Raw genomic sequence first — 16,030 nt, forward strand, 5'->3', positions numbered from 1 at the left:
GCGGGCGGGCCGGCACCGTTCGCATCGTGCGTGCGGCGGTGCTGGCATGCGTGGCGAGCATCGCCACGGTTCGGTGCGAGGCGGCGCTGTCCGTGATCGGAACCCGCTTCGTTTATCCGGGCGACGCGCGTTCGCTGGCGATACTCGCGCGCAACGGCGGGCCGGCACCCATCCTCGTGCAGGCCTGGCTGGACGATGGCGACGCGAACGTCGACCCGAGCCGCCTGCGTGTGCCGTTTATCGTCGCGCCGCCGCTCGCAAGACTCGATCCGGCGCAGCCGCTGTCGATCCGCGTGCAGTCCGTCGGCGGCGATCTCGCACCGGATCGGGAATCCTGCTTCTGGATCAACCTGCTCGAAGTGCCGCCGGCCGCGTCGGCGGGCGATCACACGCTGCGCATCGCGTACCGGCTCAGGATGAAGCTGCTGTATCGGCCGCCGGGTCTCGACGGTGATCCCGAACACGCACCGAACCGGCTCGCCTGGACGCAGGGCGGGACGAAGGCGGCCTCGTCGATCGTCGCGATCAACCCCACCCCGTACTACGTGACGCTCACGCGCGTGACGCTGCACGGCGTACCCGTCGAGCTTGCGAACGGCGCGGTGGATGTCGCGCCGTTCGGTCGCGCCGAGATCCCGACCGGTGCGCATGCCGCCGCGCATCCGGGCGAGCTCGTGTTCGACGCCGTCGACGACAGCGGCGCATCGCACGAGTACCGGGCGCGGCTCGCCGCCGCAGCGAGCACCGGTACGTCAACGCTTGCGGTACCCGTCCTGCCGGGGGCATCGGCAGGGATTCAACCATTACAAGGAAAACAGAAGTGAACAAGACATACGCTTTGGTATGGAACGCCGGGCAGGGCGCTTGGCAGGTGGCCGGCGAACGGGTACGCCGGCGCGGCAAGTCCGCGGTGCGCGAGCGCGTCGTCGCGGTGCTGGCACTGCTCGCGGGCGGCACGCTGACGTTGACGCCCGCATACGCGCTGCCGGTAGGCGAGACGATCGTGTCCGGGAAGGCGGACATTCTTCGCTACGACAACGGGCAGCAGATGTCGATCAACCAGCACAGCGACAAACTGGTGACGAACTGGCAGTCGTTCAACATCGACAAAGGACAGCGCGTCACGCTCAACCAGCCGTCCGCGACGTCGGTCGCGCTGAACCGGGTCGTCGGGCAGGACGCCAGCGCAATTCACGGCAACATCGACGCGAACGGCCGCGTGTTCCTCGTCAATCCGAACGGCATCCTGTTCGGCAAGGGGGCGCAGGTCAACGTGGGCGGGCTGGTCGCGACGACGCTGGACATCAAGAATGACGACTTCGAGGCCGGCCGCTACCGGTTCGCCGGCTCGTCGCCGAGCGAGGTGCTGAACGTCGGCAATCTCGTCGCGAGCGAAGGTGGCGCGATCGCGTTGCTCGGCGCGAAAGTCACGAACCGCGGTATCGTCCAGGCGCAGATGGGCACCGTCGCGCTGGGTGCAGGCAGCGACGTCACGTTGAATTTCGACGGCGGCAAGCTGCTCGGCGTGCAGATCGACAAGGGTATCGTCGACGCGCTGGCGAGCAACGAACAGCTGCTGAAGGCCGATGGCGGGCAGGTGCTGATGAGCGCAAAGGCGGCCGATGCGCTGCTGCGCACGGTGGTCAACAACCAGGGCAGCATCGAGGCGAAGACGCTCAGGAATACGGCTGGCCGGATCTCCCTGGACGGTTACGACGCAGGCACCGTCAACGTTGCGGGCATGCTGAACGCCAGCGCGACGACGCCGGGCAACGGCGGCACGATCGAGACGCGCGGCGCCGACGTGAAGGTGGCGCTAGGTGCGATGGTCGACACGCGTGCGACCAACGGATATGCCGGTACGTGGCGCATCGCGTCGTCCGAGATGAGGGTCAAGGCGGGTGCGAACCAGCCGGGTACGATCGTGGCAGACACGTTGGCCCGCAACCTTGCGACCACCGATGTCGAACTCGTCGCCGAACGCGGCGCGCTGTCGGTCGACGGGCCGGTGACCTGGGCCAGCGGCAACCGGTTGAGTCTTGCCAGCAAGCAGGGCAGCGTCGCGATCAACGGCGCGCTGCGAGCGACGGGCGCGAACGCGCGCGTTGTCGTCGCCTCCGGGCAGGACGTGAAAATTGCGGCGCCGATTTCGCTGACGGGCGCGAATGCGCTGTTCGTGCTGAATCATGTCGGCGGGTATTCGTTCGCCAACGGTGCGGCCGTGACGTTGGCGGGGCTCGGCGCGGGCTTCGAGTCGAATGGCCAGCGCTACACCGTGATCCAGAATCTCGGCCAGTTGCAGGCGGCCGGCTCGAACCTCGGCGGGCTATACGTGCTCGGCAACGACATTGCCGGTTCCTACTACGGCAGCGCGTTCCAGACCATCGGCTCCGGCACGGCGTTCTACGGCACATTCGATGGCCTCGGCAATACGATCAGCAACCTGACCATCTCGAGCAGTGGCCCGTATGCGGGCCTGTTCGGCCGCAACACCGGCACCCTTGCCAACCTCAACCTCAAGTCGCTGCGCGTCAGCGCTGCGTCGGGTGTCGGGCCGGTAGCCATCGGCGGGCTGGTCGGCGAAAACGTCGGCAAGATCTCGAACGTGACGGCGACTGGCATGCAGGTGAGCGCGGGCGCCAATCGCAGCAATGCGCTGGGCGGGCTGGCCGGCATCAACCTCGGGGAGATCCGCAATACGTCGTTTGCCGGGTCGGTGACAGGCAACGGCATGTCGTATGCGGTCGGCGGGCTGGTCGGCGAGAACGGCCTGAATCGACCTGAAAGCGTGCTGTCCGACAGTACGGCGAACGCGAATGTATCCGGCGGCGCGTCGAACCAGGCGTCGATCGGGGGGCTCGTCGGCATCAACCGGGGCGGTGCGATTCTCCGCTCGACGAGCCTTGGCGCCACGTCAGGGGCGAACCTTGCCGGCGTGAACGTCGGCGGACTCGTGGGAGCGAACCTGCTCGGCACGATCGACGGCGGATCGGCGTCGGGACGCGTGACGGGGGGATCGAGCGGCATGGCGGGCGGGCTCGTCGGGATCAATGCCGGCACCATTACCGGCTCGAGCGCCTCAGGCGTGGTCGACGGCCGATACGCACAGGGGATCGGCGGCTTCGTCGGGCTGAACCAGGGGATCGTGCGCAACAGCAACGCGACGGGCGCGGTGTCGAGCGCGTCGACCGGTTCGACGGGCGGTTTCGTCGGGATCAACATGGGCGTCGATTCGCTCATCGACATGGCGGAAGCGCATGGTGCGGTCACGGGCGGGCAAGGCGCCAACGGCGGTTTCGTCGGCAGCCATTTCGCCGGCCGGATTTCCCACGCGGTTGCCCGCGGCAAGACGACAGGCGGCTATTACAGCAAGACGGGCGGCTTCGTCGGCAGCAACGCGGCCGAACTGATGGACGTCGACGCGAGCGGCGACGTGTCGGCGGGAAGCTGGGCGTCGGTGGGCGGCTTCGCCGGCACCAACATGTCGTCGGGCACGATTGCGACGGCCCAGGCGACCGGCAATGTCCAGGGCAGCTCGTCGAGCACGGTCGGCGGGTTCGCGGGCGAGAACCTGGGCACGATGACCGACGTGTCCGCGTCGGGAACGGTCGGGGGCGGCTGCGCTGCGACGCTCGGCGGCCTCGTGGGCCTGAACGCGGGGCTGGTCGAGCGTTCGGCCGCTAGCGGCCGGATCATCGGATCGTCGAATCAGACCTTCGGCGGTCTGGTGGGCATCAACCGGGGCACGTTCCGCAACAGCGGTACGTCGGGCGACGCGGCGCTGCAAAAGATCGCAGGCCTCAACCTTGGCGTAATCGAGTAATACGGCCGGCGGCGGGCGCGCGCGCTACCGGCGTGAGGCGTTCGCCGCCCAGTCAATGAGAGGCATCATGACAAGGATTCAATGGCGCGGGCTCGGGCGAGCAGGTTGGCGGATACTTCGGTTCGCGGTGGCCGGGTGCATCGCGCTGGTCTGGGGCGCGCATGCGGCGGCGCAGGGCGCGTCAATGGCGCTCGATTGCGCATTCAGCAACGTCGACGCGACGTCGTGGCGTGTGGTCACGCCGTTGACGAGCTCGACGCCGGTTGGCTCAGTCCTGTATCAGCGTTCCGTTTCGCTGTTCGTTTCGTTCAAATACGGCGGCCCGGGCAGCGACGGCGCGCACGAACTGGTGAACGCCGGGCACTGGGTGCCGGGCACCATCATCGCGGACGGTATCGCGCAAACGAATGTCGACGGTATCGGCTTCAAGTGGGCCGGCGTATCCGATGACGGTGTCGAGCGAACGTTGCTGCAACGTGGCTTCCCGATGGCCGTTGCGAAAAGCGAAGTCGTCGATCCGGCAGGAGGGGGAAGCAAGGGCGATGTCCAGATCATGCGTTACCGACAGTTCCTGATGCTCAACAAGCCTGCGTCTCAGTTGCCGCAAGGCAAGCTGGTCGTCAGCAATTTGCCGGGCAACCCGACCGTCGCGCTCTATGCGGTCGATCTCCCGAAGGGCGCCGTATCGCTCGGCGGCGACGTGACTGTGCCGGAACTGACCATTCCCCCCAATCGGTGCAAGCAGAGGAAGACCTTTGTCGGCGTCGGCAACATTTGCATCGGCAGCGAATGCCAGATCACGGTGCCGAACCGCTGTGAGATCCAGTCGAACATGATCGTGCCGGTGACGCTCGGCAATTTCGCGATCAGCAATTTCCCCAGCCTGCACGCGACGTCGAAGCCCGTCGATTTCGATATCGCGCTCAGTCAGTGCGCTGCCGCGGCGAAACCGTCGATCAGCTTCCGCGACAAGGCCGCCAAGCCGAATCCGGACCGTACGCTGCTGCAGTTGAGCGCACCGGCCAGTCAGAGGGTCGCGCAAGGTTTCAACATCGTGATGACGAACGCGCTGACCGGCGAGCGGATAGCCTACGGCGAGCCGGGCGCGGCCACCGAGTATCCGATGCGGCGCACCGGAGATATGGCCGTGATGCCGCTGCGCGCCCAGTACATCCGCACCGGCGCGGATAGCGAACTGGCACCCGGTTATGCCAGTGGCGGTGCGGAGTTTTCGTTTACGTTTCCATGAAAGCGCGCGTGGCATGGCGATCGCGGTGATGCACGCGAGCCATGCCTCATCACGAAACCCGCTGAGCAAAGCACCATTTGTTGGTTCGGATTCGCCGCACGCGCTGCTACGTTAGCGGCTTCGCGGCCACACACTCCGTCGCGATGTTCCTCGAACCGGCCGCCGCGCGATCCGCGGCGGCCTTCATAACAATTCAGGTCGTGCTCATGAAAATCCACACTCTCGCTACGTGGCTCGTCGGGGCTGCGCTCGTCACCGCAGGCACCGTCGCGCATGCGGACCGTCTCGACGACATCAAGAGGGCCGGCGTGCTGCGCGTCGCGACGTTCGACAGCAACCCGCCGTTCGGTTATGTGGATGCCAGGAACAACCACATCGTCGGTCTCGATGTCGACTATGCGAAGGCGCTCGCCGACAAGCTCGGCGTGAAGCTTCAACTCCAGCCGACCAACCCGGCGAACCGCATTCCGTTCCTGACGTCCGGCAAGGTCGATCTCGTGCTCGCGAACTTCACGATCACCGACGAGCGCGCGAAGCAGGTCGACTTCAGCATTCCGTATTTCTCGTCGGGCCAGCAGTTTCTTGCGAAGAAGGGCGTGCTGAAATCGGCCGACCAGTTGAACGGCCTGCGCGTCGGCGCGGACAAGGGCACGACGAACGAGATCACGCTGCGCGAGAAGTTCCCGAAGGCGACGATCGTCGCGTACGACGACACGCCGTTCGCGTTTGCCGCGCTGCGCGCCGGCAACGTGCAGGCGATCACGCAGGACGGCCCGAAGCTGATCGGCCTGCTTGCGAACGTGCCCGACAAGCAGAACTACGAGATCCCCGCGTTCACGATCTCGAACGACTACATGGGCGTCGGCGTGCCGAAGGGCGAGACGCGCCTGCTCGGCTTCGTCAACGACACGCTGAAGGGGCTCGAGGCGAACGGCCGCGCCACGCAGATCTACGACGCATGGTTCGGGCCGACGACGAAGACGCCGCTTACGCGCATCTTCCGCATCGGCGACAAGACCTGAGCCACGCCGCACGCGCGCCGCGACCTGTCGGAACATCGGCATCACGGCGCTTTCCGTTTGTTTCGATCGCGTGTTTCGCGCACGTACCTCAGCATGCTCGGGTTGGCTCCCAAATATCTGTCCTGGCTCTGGCAGGGTTTCCTGCTGACACTCGGCCTCGCGGCCGCGTCGGCCGTCGCCGCGACCGCCGGCGGGCTGCTGCTCGCGGTCATGCGGCATGCGCGCGGCACGGCGCTGCGCATGACGGCGTCCGCGTATGTCGTCGCGTTCCGCAACACGCCGCTGCTCGTGCAGTTGCTGTTCTGGTATTTCGGCGTCGCATCGTTGCTGCCCGACACGTGGATCGGGTGGTTGAACGCGCGCCATGAAGTGAGCGCGGGCCCGCTCACGCTCGCATGGCCGTCGTTCGAATTCGTCGCGGGCTGGGTCGGGTTGAGCGCATATACGGCCGCGTTCGTCGCCGAGGAATGCGAAGCCGGCCTGCGCGGCGTGCGTCGTGCGCAGCATGACGCGGCGGCGGCGCTCGGCCTCACGCCGATGCAGTCGCTGCGCTACGTGGTGCTGCCGCAGGCCGTGCGCATCGCGTTGCCGCCGCTGTTCGGCCAATACATGAATCTCGTGAAGAACTCGTCGCTCGCGATGGCGATCGGCGTGGCCGAGCTGTCGTATGCGTCGCGGCAGGTCGAAACGGAAACGTTCAAGACCTTCGCCGCGTTCGGTGTCGCGACCTTGCTGTACGTCGCGGCAGTGGCCGCGATCGAGGCAGGTGCGTACGCGGCCACGCAATGGCGCGACCGGCTTGGGGCGGGGCGTTGACGATGGACCTTTCGCTGCTGCTCGCCAACCTGCCGTATCTGCTCGTCGGCGCGTTCCCGGAAGGCCCGCTCGGCGGCGCCGCGCTGTCGCTGGTGCTTGCGATCGCGTCGGCCGTTGCATCGGCCGTGCTCGGCATCGCGCTCGGTGTCGCGATGGCGCTCGCGCGCGGCCCCGTACGCGTGCTGCTGCTCGCGTTCATCGGCTTCTTCCGCGCGATTCCCGTGCTGATGCTGATCTTCTGGACGTACTTCCTGATGCCCGTGCTGCTGCACATGGATGTGCCGGGGCTCGCGACGGTCGTCTGTGCGCTCGCGCTCGTCGGCGGCGCGTATCTCGCGCATGCGGTGCATGCGGGCATCGTCGCCGCGGGCGACGGGCAATGGCAGGCCGGGCTGTCGCTCGGGCTCACGCGCTGGCAGACGGTGCGCCATGTGCTGCTGCCGCAGGCGATCCGGATCATGACGCCGTCGTTCGTCAACCAGTGGGTCGCGCTCGTGAAGGATACGTCGCTCGCGTATATCGTCGGCGTGCCGGAACTGTCGTTCGTCGCGACACAGGTGAACAACCGGCTGATGGTGTATCCGGCGCCGATCTTCCTGTTCGTCGCGGTGATCTATCTGGTGCTGTGCACGTCGCTCGACGGTGCGGCGCGCTGGCTGCTGTCGCGGGGCTCGCGCGCGGAACGCGTCGCGCAGGCGACGGCCAAGTGCACGGAGCCCGCGCGGTGATGGTGTGGCGCGGCCGTGGTGAACTGCCGGTGAGGAAACGCTAGTGAATATCCGCAGCGGACAGCACACCGGGCAGGTCGGGCCCGGCGTGCAGTACGGACATGAATGGTAGATGGCCGGCCGCCGGCGCCGCAGCTTCCGTAGCGACGGCGGGCGGCACGCGCATCACGACGCCGAGTAGTGCGCGTTGAAGACCGCGCGCAGTGTCGATTTGTCGGTCGCGAAATCCCCCCACAGCGGCCCGTCGTTCTGCGCGAACGCGAACGGCGCCGTATTGATCGACGCGAGGCGGAAGCGCCATTGCGCCGCTTCGTGGCGGAATGCGGTGAGCTGCATGTCGGACAGCGCTGTCTGTGCGCTGGCGAGCGTGACCAGCGGGTCGACCGGATCGTTCGCGACGCGCACCTCGAAATGCAGGTGCGGGCCCGTTGCGGCGCCGGTCATCCCGACCGAGCCGAGCCGCTGGCCCTGCTTCACGGTTTCGCCGGTCTTGAGCCCGTGCGCGAACGCGGACAGGTGCGCGTAGTAGGTCGAGTAGCCGTCCGCGTGATCGACGATCACGTAGCGGCCGTAGCCGCCCGGATCGGTGCCGACGAACGACACGACGCCGTCGGCTGCCGCGTCGACGGGCGTGCCGCTCGGTGCGGCGAGATCGACGCCCGTATGGAACGCCATCGCCTGCGACAGCGGATGGATGCGCTCGCCGAAGAACGAGCTGATGCGCGTCCACTTGACCGGCATCATGAATGCGGCGGCTTCGAGCGGCGAGCCGTCCAGCGTGTAGTACGCGCCGTGCTCGGTGCCGGGCGCGCGGAACCAGATCGCGCCGAACGTGCGGCCGGCGACGCGCAGTTCGAGCGCGGTGAGGCGCGGCGTGCCGTCGTTCGTGTCGTACGCGACGCGGTAATAGTCGCCGCGCTGCGCACTCGCACGCATCGCGACCTTGCCGGTGACGAGATCGCCGAGCTGGATGCGCACCTCGGGCGGCACGTCGAGACGGTTCAGCGTATCGGACAGCGTGAGCTCGATGTCGCCCGCGCGCATCCCGTGCTGGTTTTCGGGCGGCGCGAGCTGGAACAGGCTCGCATAGCCGAGCATCTCGTTGCGGTGCGCGCTGAGCGGCGCGAACAGGCCCGGCTGCAGGCTGCGGTCGTTGCGTTCGCCGGATTCATTGCGCTCGCCGAGCGTGTGGGCGAGCTCGCTCGTCACGAAATGCTGTGCGGTGGGAAACGGCGTGTCGGACAGTACGCGCTGCGGCAGCGCGGCCGTGCCGGAATCGACGGCGCCGGGCAGTTGCGACACGGCCGGCAGTGCGGCGGCAAGGCCGAGTGCGGCGAGGGCGCCGAGCACGGCGGCCGGCACGAGCGCGCGCACGACGCGCTGCGCGCGGCCGGGCGCGAAAGCATCAGGGGTTGCGGCAGGCTTGACCAAGGTGTCCACATCCAGGAAAGCGGTTCAAAGGGGTGTGGGCAGGGGCCGTCGGCGGCACAACCGTCGAGTGGCGACGGGGCGGGCGGCGGGCGTGCAACAAAACAGGCCCCGCCAGGGGCCTGTGTCGTTTCCGTTCGACCCAACGCGCGGGGCGGGCCCGCTTCGAACGGCGGCGTGCATACCGGGTCGAACCCGGTTATCACGAAGACGCTAAAGAAAGATGACAGCGTCAGTCTACCGATGTTCCGCGAAACGTTAAAAATTTTAAAGGGGGTCAGCTCATTCGTTTCGCAGTGCGGTAAATCGGGTTAAATCAGCATTTGTTACGACGATTTTCGTCAGTCCGGCAATTTTTGCGCGCGGCCTCGCAGTGCAGCGGAGGTGCGGACGGCGTCGAAGCCGGCGTCGAGCATCGCTTCGGCGTCGTTCCACAGGTTGCCGCGCAGCCGGTTGGTCCAGATCATCGACGCGAACACGCCTTCGAGCAGCGACACGAGATAGACGGCGGCCAGATGCACGTCGAGATCGGCGGCAAGTTCGCCCGCCGCGATCGCGCGGCGCAGCAGCGCCTTCGTGATCCGCAGCATTTGCAGCTCGAGCAGCATGCGGCGCCGCTGCAATTCGCCGTTTTCCTCGCTCTGCTCGCACTTCGTATAGAGGATCACGAGCACGCGCTGCATCGGGCCTGGCTCGCCGCATTCCTGCAGGTAGTGCGACGCGGCGCGCCGCAGCGTGGCGAGCGGCGGCAGGCCGTCGCCCGCGTCGAAGCCTTCCGACGTGCGCGCGAACGCGCGGTCGCACATCGCGAGACACACTTCCATCTTGTTGCGGTAGTGGCCGTAGACGGCGCCCCGCGACATCCCGGCGGCCTCGGCGAGGTCCGCCATCGCGGTTAGCGCGACGCCTTTCTCGAGCAGCACGAGCTCGGCGGCGTCGAGGATCCGGTGCTTGATGGCGAGCGATTCTTCCCGGGTCTTGCGGGCCATGTCGTGAGTTTCCTTACAATTCGCTGTCGTTTTATTGAGACAGTGGGGCGGTCAGAATGAAACAGCGTTTATTTAATCAGTCGTGACTGATTATAATCGGCCACCCTGAGCCGCCGCATTGTATCGGCGGCGAACGATCCGAGGTCACCATGAATAACAACAATTGCTTCCTGTCGCGCTGCCGCCGGCTGGCGCCGTTCACGCTGGCGGCCGCGCTCGTCGTGGCCGGATGCGGCAAGGGCGGGCAGGACGCGGAGAAAGAGACCGCGAAGCAGGCGACCGTCGTGACGGTGCGCCCGACGGCCGTGCCGATGACCGTCGAATTGCCGGGCCGGCTCGACGCGTACCGGCAGGCGGAAGTGCGCGCGCGGGTCGCGGGCATCGTCACCGCGCGCACCTACGAGGAAGGCCAGGAAGTGAAGCAGGGCGCGGTGCTGTTCCGCATCGATCCCGCACCGCTGAAGGCCGCGCGCGATGCCGCGCAGGGGGCGCTCGCGAAGGCGCAGGCCGCCGCGCTCGCGGCGAGCGACAAGCGCCGCCGTTACGACGATCTCGTGCGCGATCGCGCGGTCAGCGAGCGCGACCATACCGAGGCCGTCGCCGGCGACACGCAGGCGAAAGCCGAGGTCGCGTCCGCGAAGGCCGAGCTCGCGCGTGCGCAATTGCAGCTCGACTATGCGACCGTCACCGCGCCGATCGCGGGCCGCGCCCGGCGCGCGCTCGTGACCGAAGGCGCGCTCGTCGGCCAGGACCAGGCGACGCCGCTCACGACCGTCGAGCAGCTCGATCCGATCTACGTGAACTTCTCGCAGCCGGCCGCCGACGTCGACGCGCTGCGCCGCGCGGTGAAGAGCGGGCGCGCGACGGGCATCGCGCAGCACGACATCGCGGTGACGCTGTTGCGCGCCGACGGCAGCGCGTATCCGCTGAAAGGCAAGCTGCTGTTCAGCGATCTCGCGGTCGATCCGACCACCGACACCGTCGCGATGCGCGCGCTGTTCCCGAATCCGGAGCGCGAACTGCTGCCGGGCGCATATGTGCGGATCGCGCTCGACACGGCGGTCGACCAGCGGGCGATCCTCGTGCCGCGCGATGCGCTGCTGCGCACGACCGATCGCACGTCGGTGCGTGTCGTCGGCGCGAACGGCAAGGTCAAGGACGTCGAGGTCGCGGCCGACCAGATGAGCGGCCATGACTGGCGCATCACGCGCGGCCTGACGGGCGGCGAGCGCGTGATCGTCGACAACGCCGCGCAGTTCGCGCCCGATACGGCCGTCCAGCCCGTCGAGAAGGCGCCGCCGTCGAAGGCGGCGCCGGCAGCGGCCGCTTCGCACGCGGCCGCCCGTCAAACCTGACCGGTTCAAACCACCATGGCACGTTTCTTCATCGATCGCCCCGTCTTCGCGTGGGTGATCGCAATCTTCATCATGCTGGGCGGCGCGTTCGCGATCCGCGCGCTGCCCGTTGCGCAGTACCCGGACATCGCACCGCCCGTCGTCAGCATCTACGCGACGTACCCGGGCGCGTCCGCGCAGGTCGTCGAGGAATCGGTGACCGCGTTGATCGAGCGCGAAATGAACGGCGCGCCGGGGCTGATGTATACGTCCGCGACCAGCAGCGCCGGGATGGCGTCGCTGTACCTGACGTTCAAGCAGGGCGTGAACGCCGATCTCGCGGCCGTCGAAGTGCAGAACCGGCTGAAGACGGTCGAGGCACGGCTTCCCGAGCCCGTGCGCCGCGACGGCATCCAGGTCGAGAAGGCCGCCGACAACATCCAGCTCGTCGTGTCGCTGACGTCGGACGACGGCCGGATGACCGACGTGCAGCTCGGCGAATATGCGTCGGCGAACGTCGTGCAGGCGCTGCGCCGCGTCGACGGCGTCGGCAAGGTGCAGTTCTGGGGCGCCGAATATGCGATGCGGATCTGGCCCGACCCGGTGAAGATGGCCGGGCACGGCCTCACCGCGTCGGACATCGCGTCGGCCGTGCGTGCGCACAACGCGCGCGTGACGATCGGCGACATCGGCCGCAGCGCAGTGCCGGCCAGCGCGCCGATCGCGGCGACCGTGTTCGCCGACGCGCCGCTGAAGACGCCGGCCGATTTCGGCGCGATCGCGCTGCGCACGCAGGCCGACGGCTCCGCGCTTTACCTGCGCGACGTCGCACGCGTCGAGTTCGGCGGCAACGACTACAACTACCCGTCGTACGTGAACGGCAAGGTCGCGACCGGGATGGGCATCAAGCTCGCGCCGGGCTCGAACGCGGTGTCCACCGAGAAGCGCGTGCGCGCGACGATGGACGAGCTGTCCGCGTATTTCCCGCCGGGTGTGAAGTACCAGATCCCGTACGAGACGTCGTCGTTCGTGCGCGTGTCGATGAACAAGGTCGTCACGACGCTGATCGAGGCCGGCGTGCTCGTGTTCCTCGTGATGTTCCTGTTCATGCAGAACCTGCGCGCGACGCTGATCCCGACGCTCGTCGTGCCGGTCGCGCTCGCCGGCACGTTCGGCGTGATGTATGCGGCCGGCTTCTCGATCAACGTGCTGACGATGTTCGGGATGGTGCTCGCGATCGGCATCCTCGTCGACGATGCGATCGTCGTGGTCGAGAACGTCGAGCGGCTGATGGTCGAGGAAGGGCTCGGCCCGTACGACGCGACCGTCAAGGCGATGACGCAGATCAGCGGCGCGATCGTCGGGATCACCGTGGTGCTGACGTCGGTGTTCGTGCCGATGGCGTTCTTCGGCGGCGCGGTGGGCAACATCTACCGGCAGTTCGCGCTGTCGCTCGCGGTGTCGATCGGCTTCTCGGCATTCCTCGCGCTGTCGCTGACGCCCGCGCTGTGCGCGACGCTGCTCAAGCCCGTGTCCGGCGACCATCACGAGAAGCGCGGCTTCTTCGGCTGGTTCAACCGCTTCGTCGCGCGTGCGACGCAGCGCTACGCGACGCGCGTCGGCGCGATGCTGAAGAAGCCGGTGCGCTGGCTCGTCGTGTACGGCGCGCTGACCGCGGCCGCCGCGCTGATGCTCACGCAATTGCCGACCGCGTTCCTGCCGGACGAGGACCAGGGCAACTTCATGGTGATGGTGATCCGGCCGCAGGGCACGCCGCTCGCGGAAACGATGCAGAGCGTGCGCGAGGTCGAGTCGTATATCCGCCACGACGAGCCGGCCGCGTATACATTCGCGCTCGGCGGCTTCAACCTGTACGGCGAAGGGCCGAACGGCGGGATGATCTTCGTCACGCTGAAGAACTGGAAGGAGCGCAAGGCCGAGCGCGATCATGTGCAGTCGATCGTCGCGCGCATCAACGAGCGCTTCGCGGGCACGCCGAACACGACGGTGTTCGCGATGAACTCGCCGGCGCTGCCCGATCTCGGCTCGTCGAGCGGCTTCGACTTCCGGCTGCAGAACCGCGGCGGGCTCGACTACGCGACGTTCAGCGCCGCGCGCGAGCAACTGCTCGCGGCGGGCGGCAAGGATCGCGCACTCACCGACCTGATGTTCGCGGGCACGCAGGACGCGCCGCAACTGAAGCTCGATATCGATCGCGCGAAGGCGTCGGCGCTCGGCGTGTCGATGGACGAGATCAACACGACGCTCGCGGTGATGTTCGGTTCGGACTATATCGGCGACTTCATGCACGGCACGCAGGTGCGGCGCGTGGTCGTGCAGGCCGACGGGCTGCACCGGCTCGCCCCGGACGACGTGAAGAAGCTGCGCGTGCGCAACGCGCGCGGCGAGATGGTGCCGCTCGCGGCGTTCACGACGCTGCACTGGACGATGGGGCCGCCGCAGCTCACGCGCTACAACGGCTATCCGTCGTTCACGATCAACGGCTCGGCCGCGGCAGGCCACAGCAGCGGCGAGGCGATGACCGCGATCGAGCGGATCGCCGCGAAGCTGCCGGCCGGCATCGGCTATGCGTGGTCGGGGCAGTCGTTCGAGGAGCGGCTGTCGGGCGCGCAGGCGCCGATGCTGTTCGCGCTGTCGGTGCTCGTCGTGTTCCTCGCGCTCGCGGCGCTCTACGAGAGCTGGTCGATCCCGTTCGCGGTGATGCTGGTCGTCCCGCTCGGCGTGATCGGCGCGGTGCTCGGCGTCACGCTGCGGATGATGCCGAACGACATCTATTTCAAGGTGGGGCTGATCGCGACGATCGGGTTGTCGGCGAAGAACGCGATCCTGATCGTCGAAGTCGCGAAGGACCTGGTCGCGCAGCGCATGTCGCTCGTCGACGCCGCGCTCGAGGCTGCGCGCCTGCGGCTGCGGCCGATCGTGATGACGTCGCTCGCGTTCGGCGTCGGCGTGCTGCCGCTCGCGTTCGCGTCGGGCGCCGCGTCCGGCGCGCAGATGGCGATCGGCACCGGCGTGCTCGGCGGCGTGATCACGGCGACGGTGTTCGCGGTGTTCCTCGTCCCGCTGTTTTTCGTGATCGTCGGCCGCCTGTTCGACGTCGGCCCGCGCCGGCGCGGCGGGGCGCAGCCGGCGACGATGGAGGGATCCCGATGATGTTTGCGCTGAATGCACGCGCTGCGCTGCGCGCTCAGCTCGCAATGGCCGCCGCGCTCGCGCTCGCCGGCTGCTCGCTCGCGCCGCGCTACGAGCGTCCGGCGGCGCCGGTGCCGGCTACCTATGCGCCGGCAGACGGAAGCCTGGAGCCGGCAGCGGCGTCCGAAGCGACGCCTGCCGCCGCGCTGCTCGACGACTGGCATGCGTATTTCACCGATCCGGCGCTGCAGGCGTGGATCGACGCGGCGCTCGCGAACAACCGCGACCTGCGGATCGCGGCCGGCCGGCTCGAGGAGGCGCGCGCGCTGTACGGCGTGCAGCGCGCGGACCTGATGCCGTCGGTCGATGCGAATCTCGGCTATGAACGCACGCGCCAGTACGACCCGGTCGTGCGCGAAAGCGCGATCAGCGGGCTGTATCGCGCGGGCGTCGGCGTGAGCGCCTACGAACTCGACCTGTTCGGCCGCGTGCGCAACCTGTCCGACGCGGCGCTCGCCGAATATTTCGCGACGGCCGACGCGCAGCGCACCGTCCGCATCGGCGTGATCGCCGAAGTGGCGGGTGCGTATGTATCGGAGCGCTCGCTGTACGAGCAGCTTGCGCTGGCGCAGCGCACGCTCGACGCGCGCGTGCGCATGGCCGCGCTCACGCAGCGCCGCTACGAGGCCGGCACGAGCGACGCGATCGAGTTGCGTTCGGCCGAGATGCTGGTGGCGTCCGCGCGTGCGTCGCAGGCCGCGCTGCAGCGCGAGCATGCGCAGGCCGTGCGGGCGCTGCAATTGCTCGCGGGCGATTTCGCGCGCAACGTGCCCGGCGACGCGACCGCGCTCGACACGTTGTCGATCGCGCCCGTGGCGCCCGGCGCACCGAGCGCGCTGCTCGAACGGCGGCCGGACATCCGGCAGGCCGAGGCGCGGCTCAAGGCCGCGAACGCGCAGATCGGCGCCGCACGCGCGGCGTTCTTCCCGCGCATCGCGCTGACGACCGACTACGGCTCGGTCAGCGACGCGTTCTCGAGCCTGTTCGCGGCCGGCACCAGTGTGTGGACGTTCGCGCCGCGCATCACGCTGCCGATCTTCGCGGGCGGCCGCAATCGCGCGAACCTCGACGTCGCGAACGCACGCAAGCACATCGCGGTCGCCGAATACGAGAAGACCGTGCAGACCGCGTTCCGCGAAGTGGCCGACGCGTTCGCCGCGCGCGACTGGATCGATCGGCAGCTCGCGGCGCAGCAGGACGTCTACACGGCGGACGGCGCGCGGCTGAAGCTCGCGGAGCGTCGTTATGCGGGCGGCGTCGCGACGTATCTCGAACTGCTCGACGCGCAGCGCAGCACGTACGAGTCGGGGCAGGAGCTGATCCGGCTCAAGCAGCTCAGGCTCGCGAACGCGATCGCGCTGTATCGCGCGCTCGGCGGCGGCTGGGCGCCGGCCTCGGCGTCGGCGGAGGTCGCGGCTTCCGCGTGAT

The 16,030-nt window shown here is 68.1% G+C and carries 11 protein-coding genes; 9 read left to right on the forward strand and 2 right to left on the reverse strand.

What is annotated here, in order from left to right; genetic code table 11:
- Positions 1-92: 92 nt before the first annotated feature.
- The 6 genes from ABD05_RS13905 (at position 93) to ABD05_RS13930 (ending at position 7,638) form a co-directional block, all read left to right on the forward strand.
- Positions 93-824 (forward strand): fimbria/pilus periplasmic chaperone, encoded by a 732-nt coding sequence (locus ABD05_RS13905; protein WP_231944037.1) that lies wholly within the window; start codon positions 93-95, stop codon positions 822-824.
- The gene (locus tag ABD05_RS13910) at positions 821-3,823 is read left to right on the forward strand and encodes a two-partner secretion domain-containing protein (RefSeq protein WP_047900623.1); all 3,003 of its coding nucleotides are present in this window, start codon (positions 821-823) and stop codon (positions 3,821-3,823) included. Before ABD05_RS13905 ends, ABD05_RS13910 begins: the two co-directional genes overlap by 4 nt.
- Before the next feature lie 244 nt (positions 3,824-4,067).
- Positions 4,068-5,072, forward strand: coding sequence for a fimbrial protein (locus ABD05_RS13915; RefSeq protein WP_238594074.1), 1,005 nt, complete (start codon positions 4,068-4,070; stop codon positions 5,070-5,072).
- Between the two features lie 206 nt (positions 5,073-5,278).
- Positions 5,279-6,094 carry an ABC transporter substrate-binding protein gene (locus ABD05_RS13920; RefSeq protein ID WP_047901208.1) on the forward strand — a complete coding sequence of 272 codons (816 nt, stop codon included), beginning with the start codon at positions 5,279-5,281 and terminating at the stop codon, positions 6,092-6,094.
- A 93-nt stretch (positions 6,095-6,187) separates the two neighbouring features.
- The gene (locus tag ABD05_RS13925) at positions 6,188-6,910 is read left to right on the forward strand and encodes an amino acid ABC transporter permease (protein ID WP_047900625.1); all 723 of its coding nucleotides are present in this window, start codon (positions 6,188-6,190) and stop codon (positions 6,908-6,910) included.
- A gap of 2 nt (positions 6,911-6,912) precedes the next feature.
- Positions 6,913-7,638, forward strand: a complete 726-nt coding sequence (locus ABD05_RS13930) for an amino acid ABC transporter permease (protein WP_047900626.1) — start codon at positions 6,913-6,915, stop codon at positions 7,636-7,638.
- Between the two features lie 165 nt (positions 7,639-7,803).
- On the opposite strand, the gene ABD05_RS13935 is transcribed toward ABD05_RS13930, so the two are convergent.
- Positions 7,804-9,069 (reverse strand): M23 family metallopeptidase, encoded by a 1,266-nt coding sequence (locus ABD05_RS13935; RefSeq protein WP_047900627.1) that lies wholly within the window; start codon positions 9,067-9,069, stop codon positions 7,804-7,806.
- A 338-nt stretch (positions 9,070-9,407) separates the two neighbouring features.
- Entirely contained in the window at positions 9,408-10,055 is a 648-nt protein-coding gene (locus ABD05_RS13940) for a TetR family transcriptional regulator (RefSeq protein WP_047900628.1), read from the reverse strand.
- A 149-nt stretch (positions 10,056-10,204) separates the two neighbouring features.
- Here ABD05_RS13940 and ABD05_RS13945 point away from each other — a divergent pair, with 149 nt between their 5' ends.
- The 3 genes from ABD05_RS13945 to ABD05_RS13955 are packed head-to-tail and all read left to right on the forward strand — an operon-like array spanning position 10,205 to position 16,029.
- On the forward strand, positions 10,205-11,410 hold the full coding sequence (locus ABD05_RS13945; RefSeq protein WP_047900629.1) for a MexX/AxyX family multidrug efflux RND transporter periplasmic adaptor subunit: 1,206 nt from the start codon (positions 10,205-10,207) through the stop codon (positions 11,408-11,410).
- 15 nt (positions 11,411-11,425) lie between these two features.
- Positions 11,426-14,563, forward strand: a complete 3,138-nt coding sequence (locus tag ABD05_RS13950; protein ID WP_047900630.1) for a multidrug efflux RND transporter permease subunit — start codon at positions 11,426-11,428, stop codon at positions 14,561-14,563.
- Complete coding sequence (locus tag ABD05_RS13955) at positions 14,563-16,029, forward strand: efflux transporter outer membrane subunit (RefSeq protein WP_047901209.1); 1,467 nt, start codon at positions 14,563-14,565, stop codon at positions 16,027-16,029. Before ABD05_RS13950 ends, ABD05_RS13955 begins: the two co-directional genes overlap by 1 nt.
- Position 16,030: the final 1 nt, after the last annotated feature.

Source organism: Burkholderia pyrrocinia, from assembly GCF_001028665.1.
GTDB lineage: Bacteria > Pseudomonadota > Gammaproteobacteria > Burkholderiales > Burkholderiaceae > Burkholderia > Burkholderia pyrrocinia.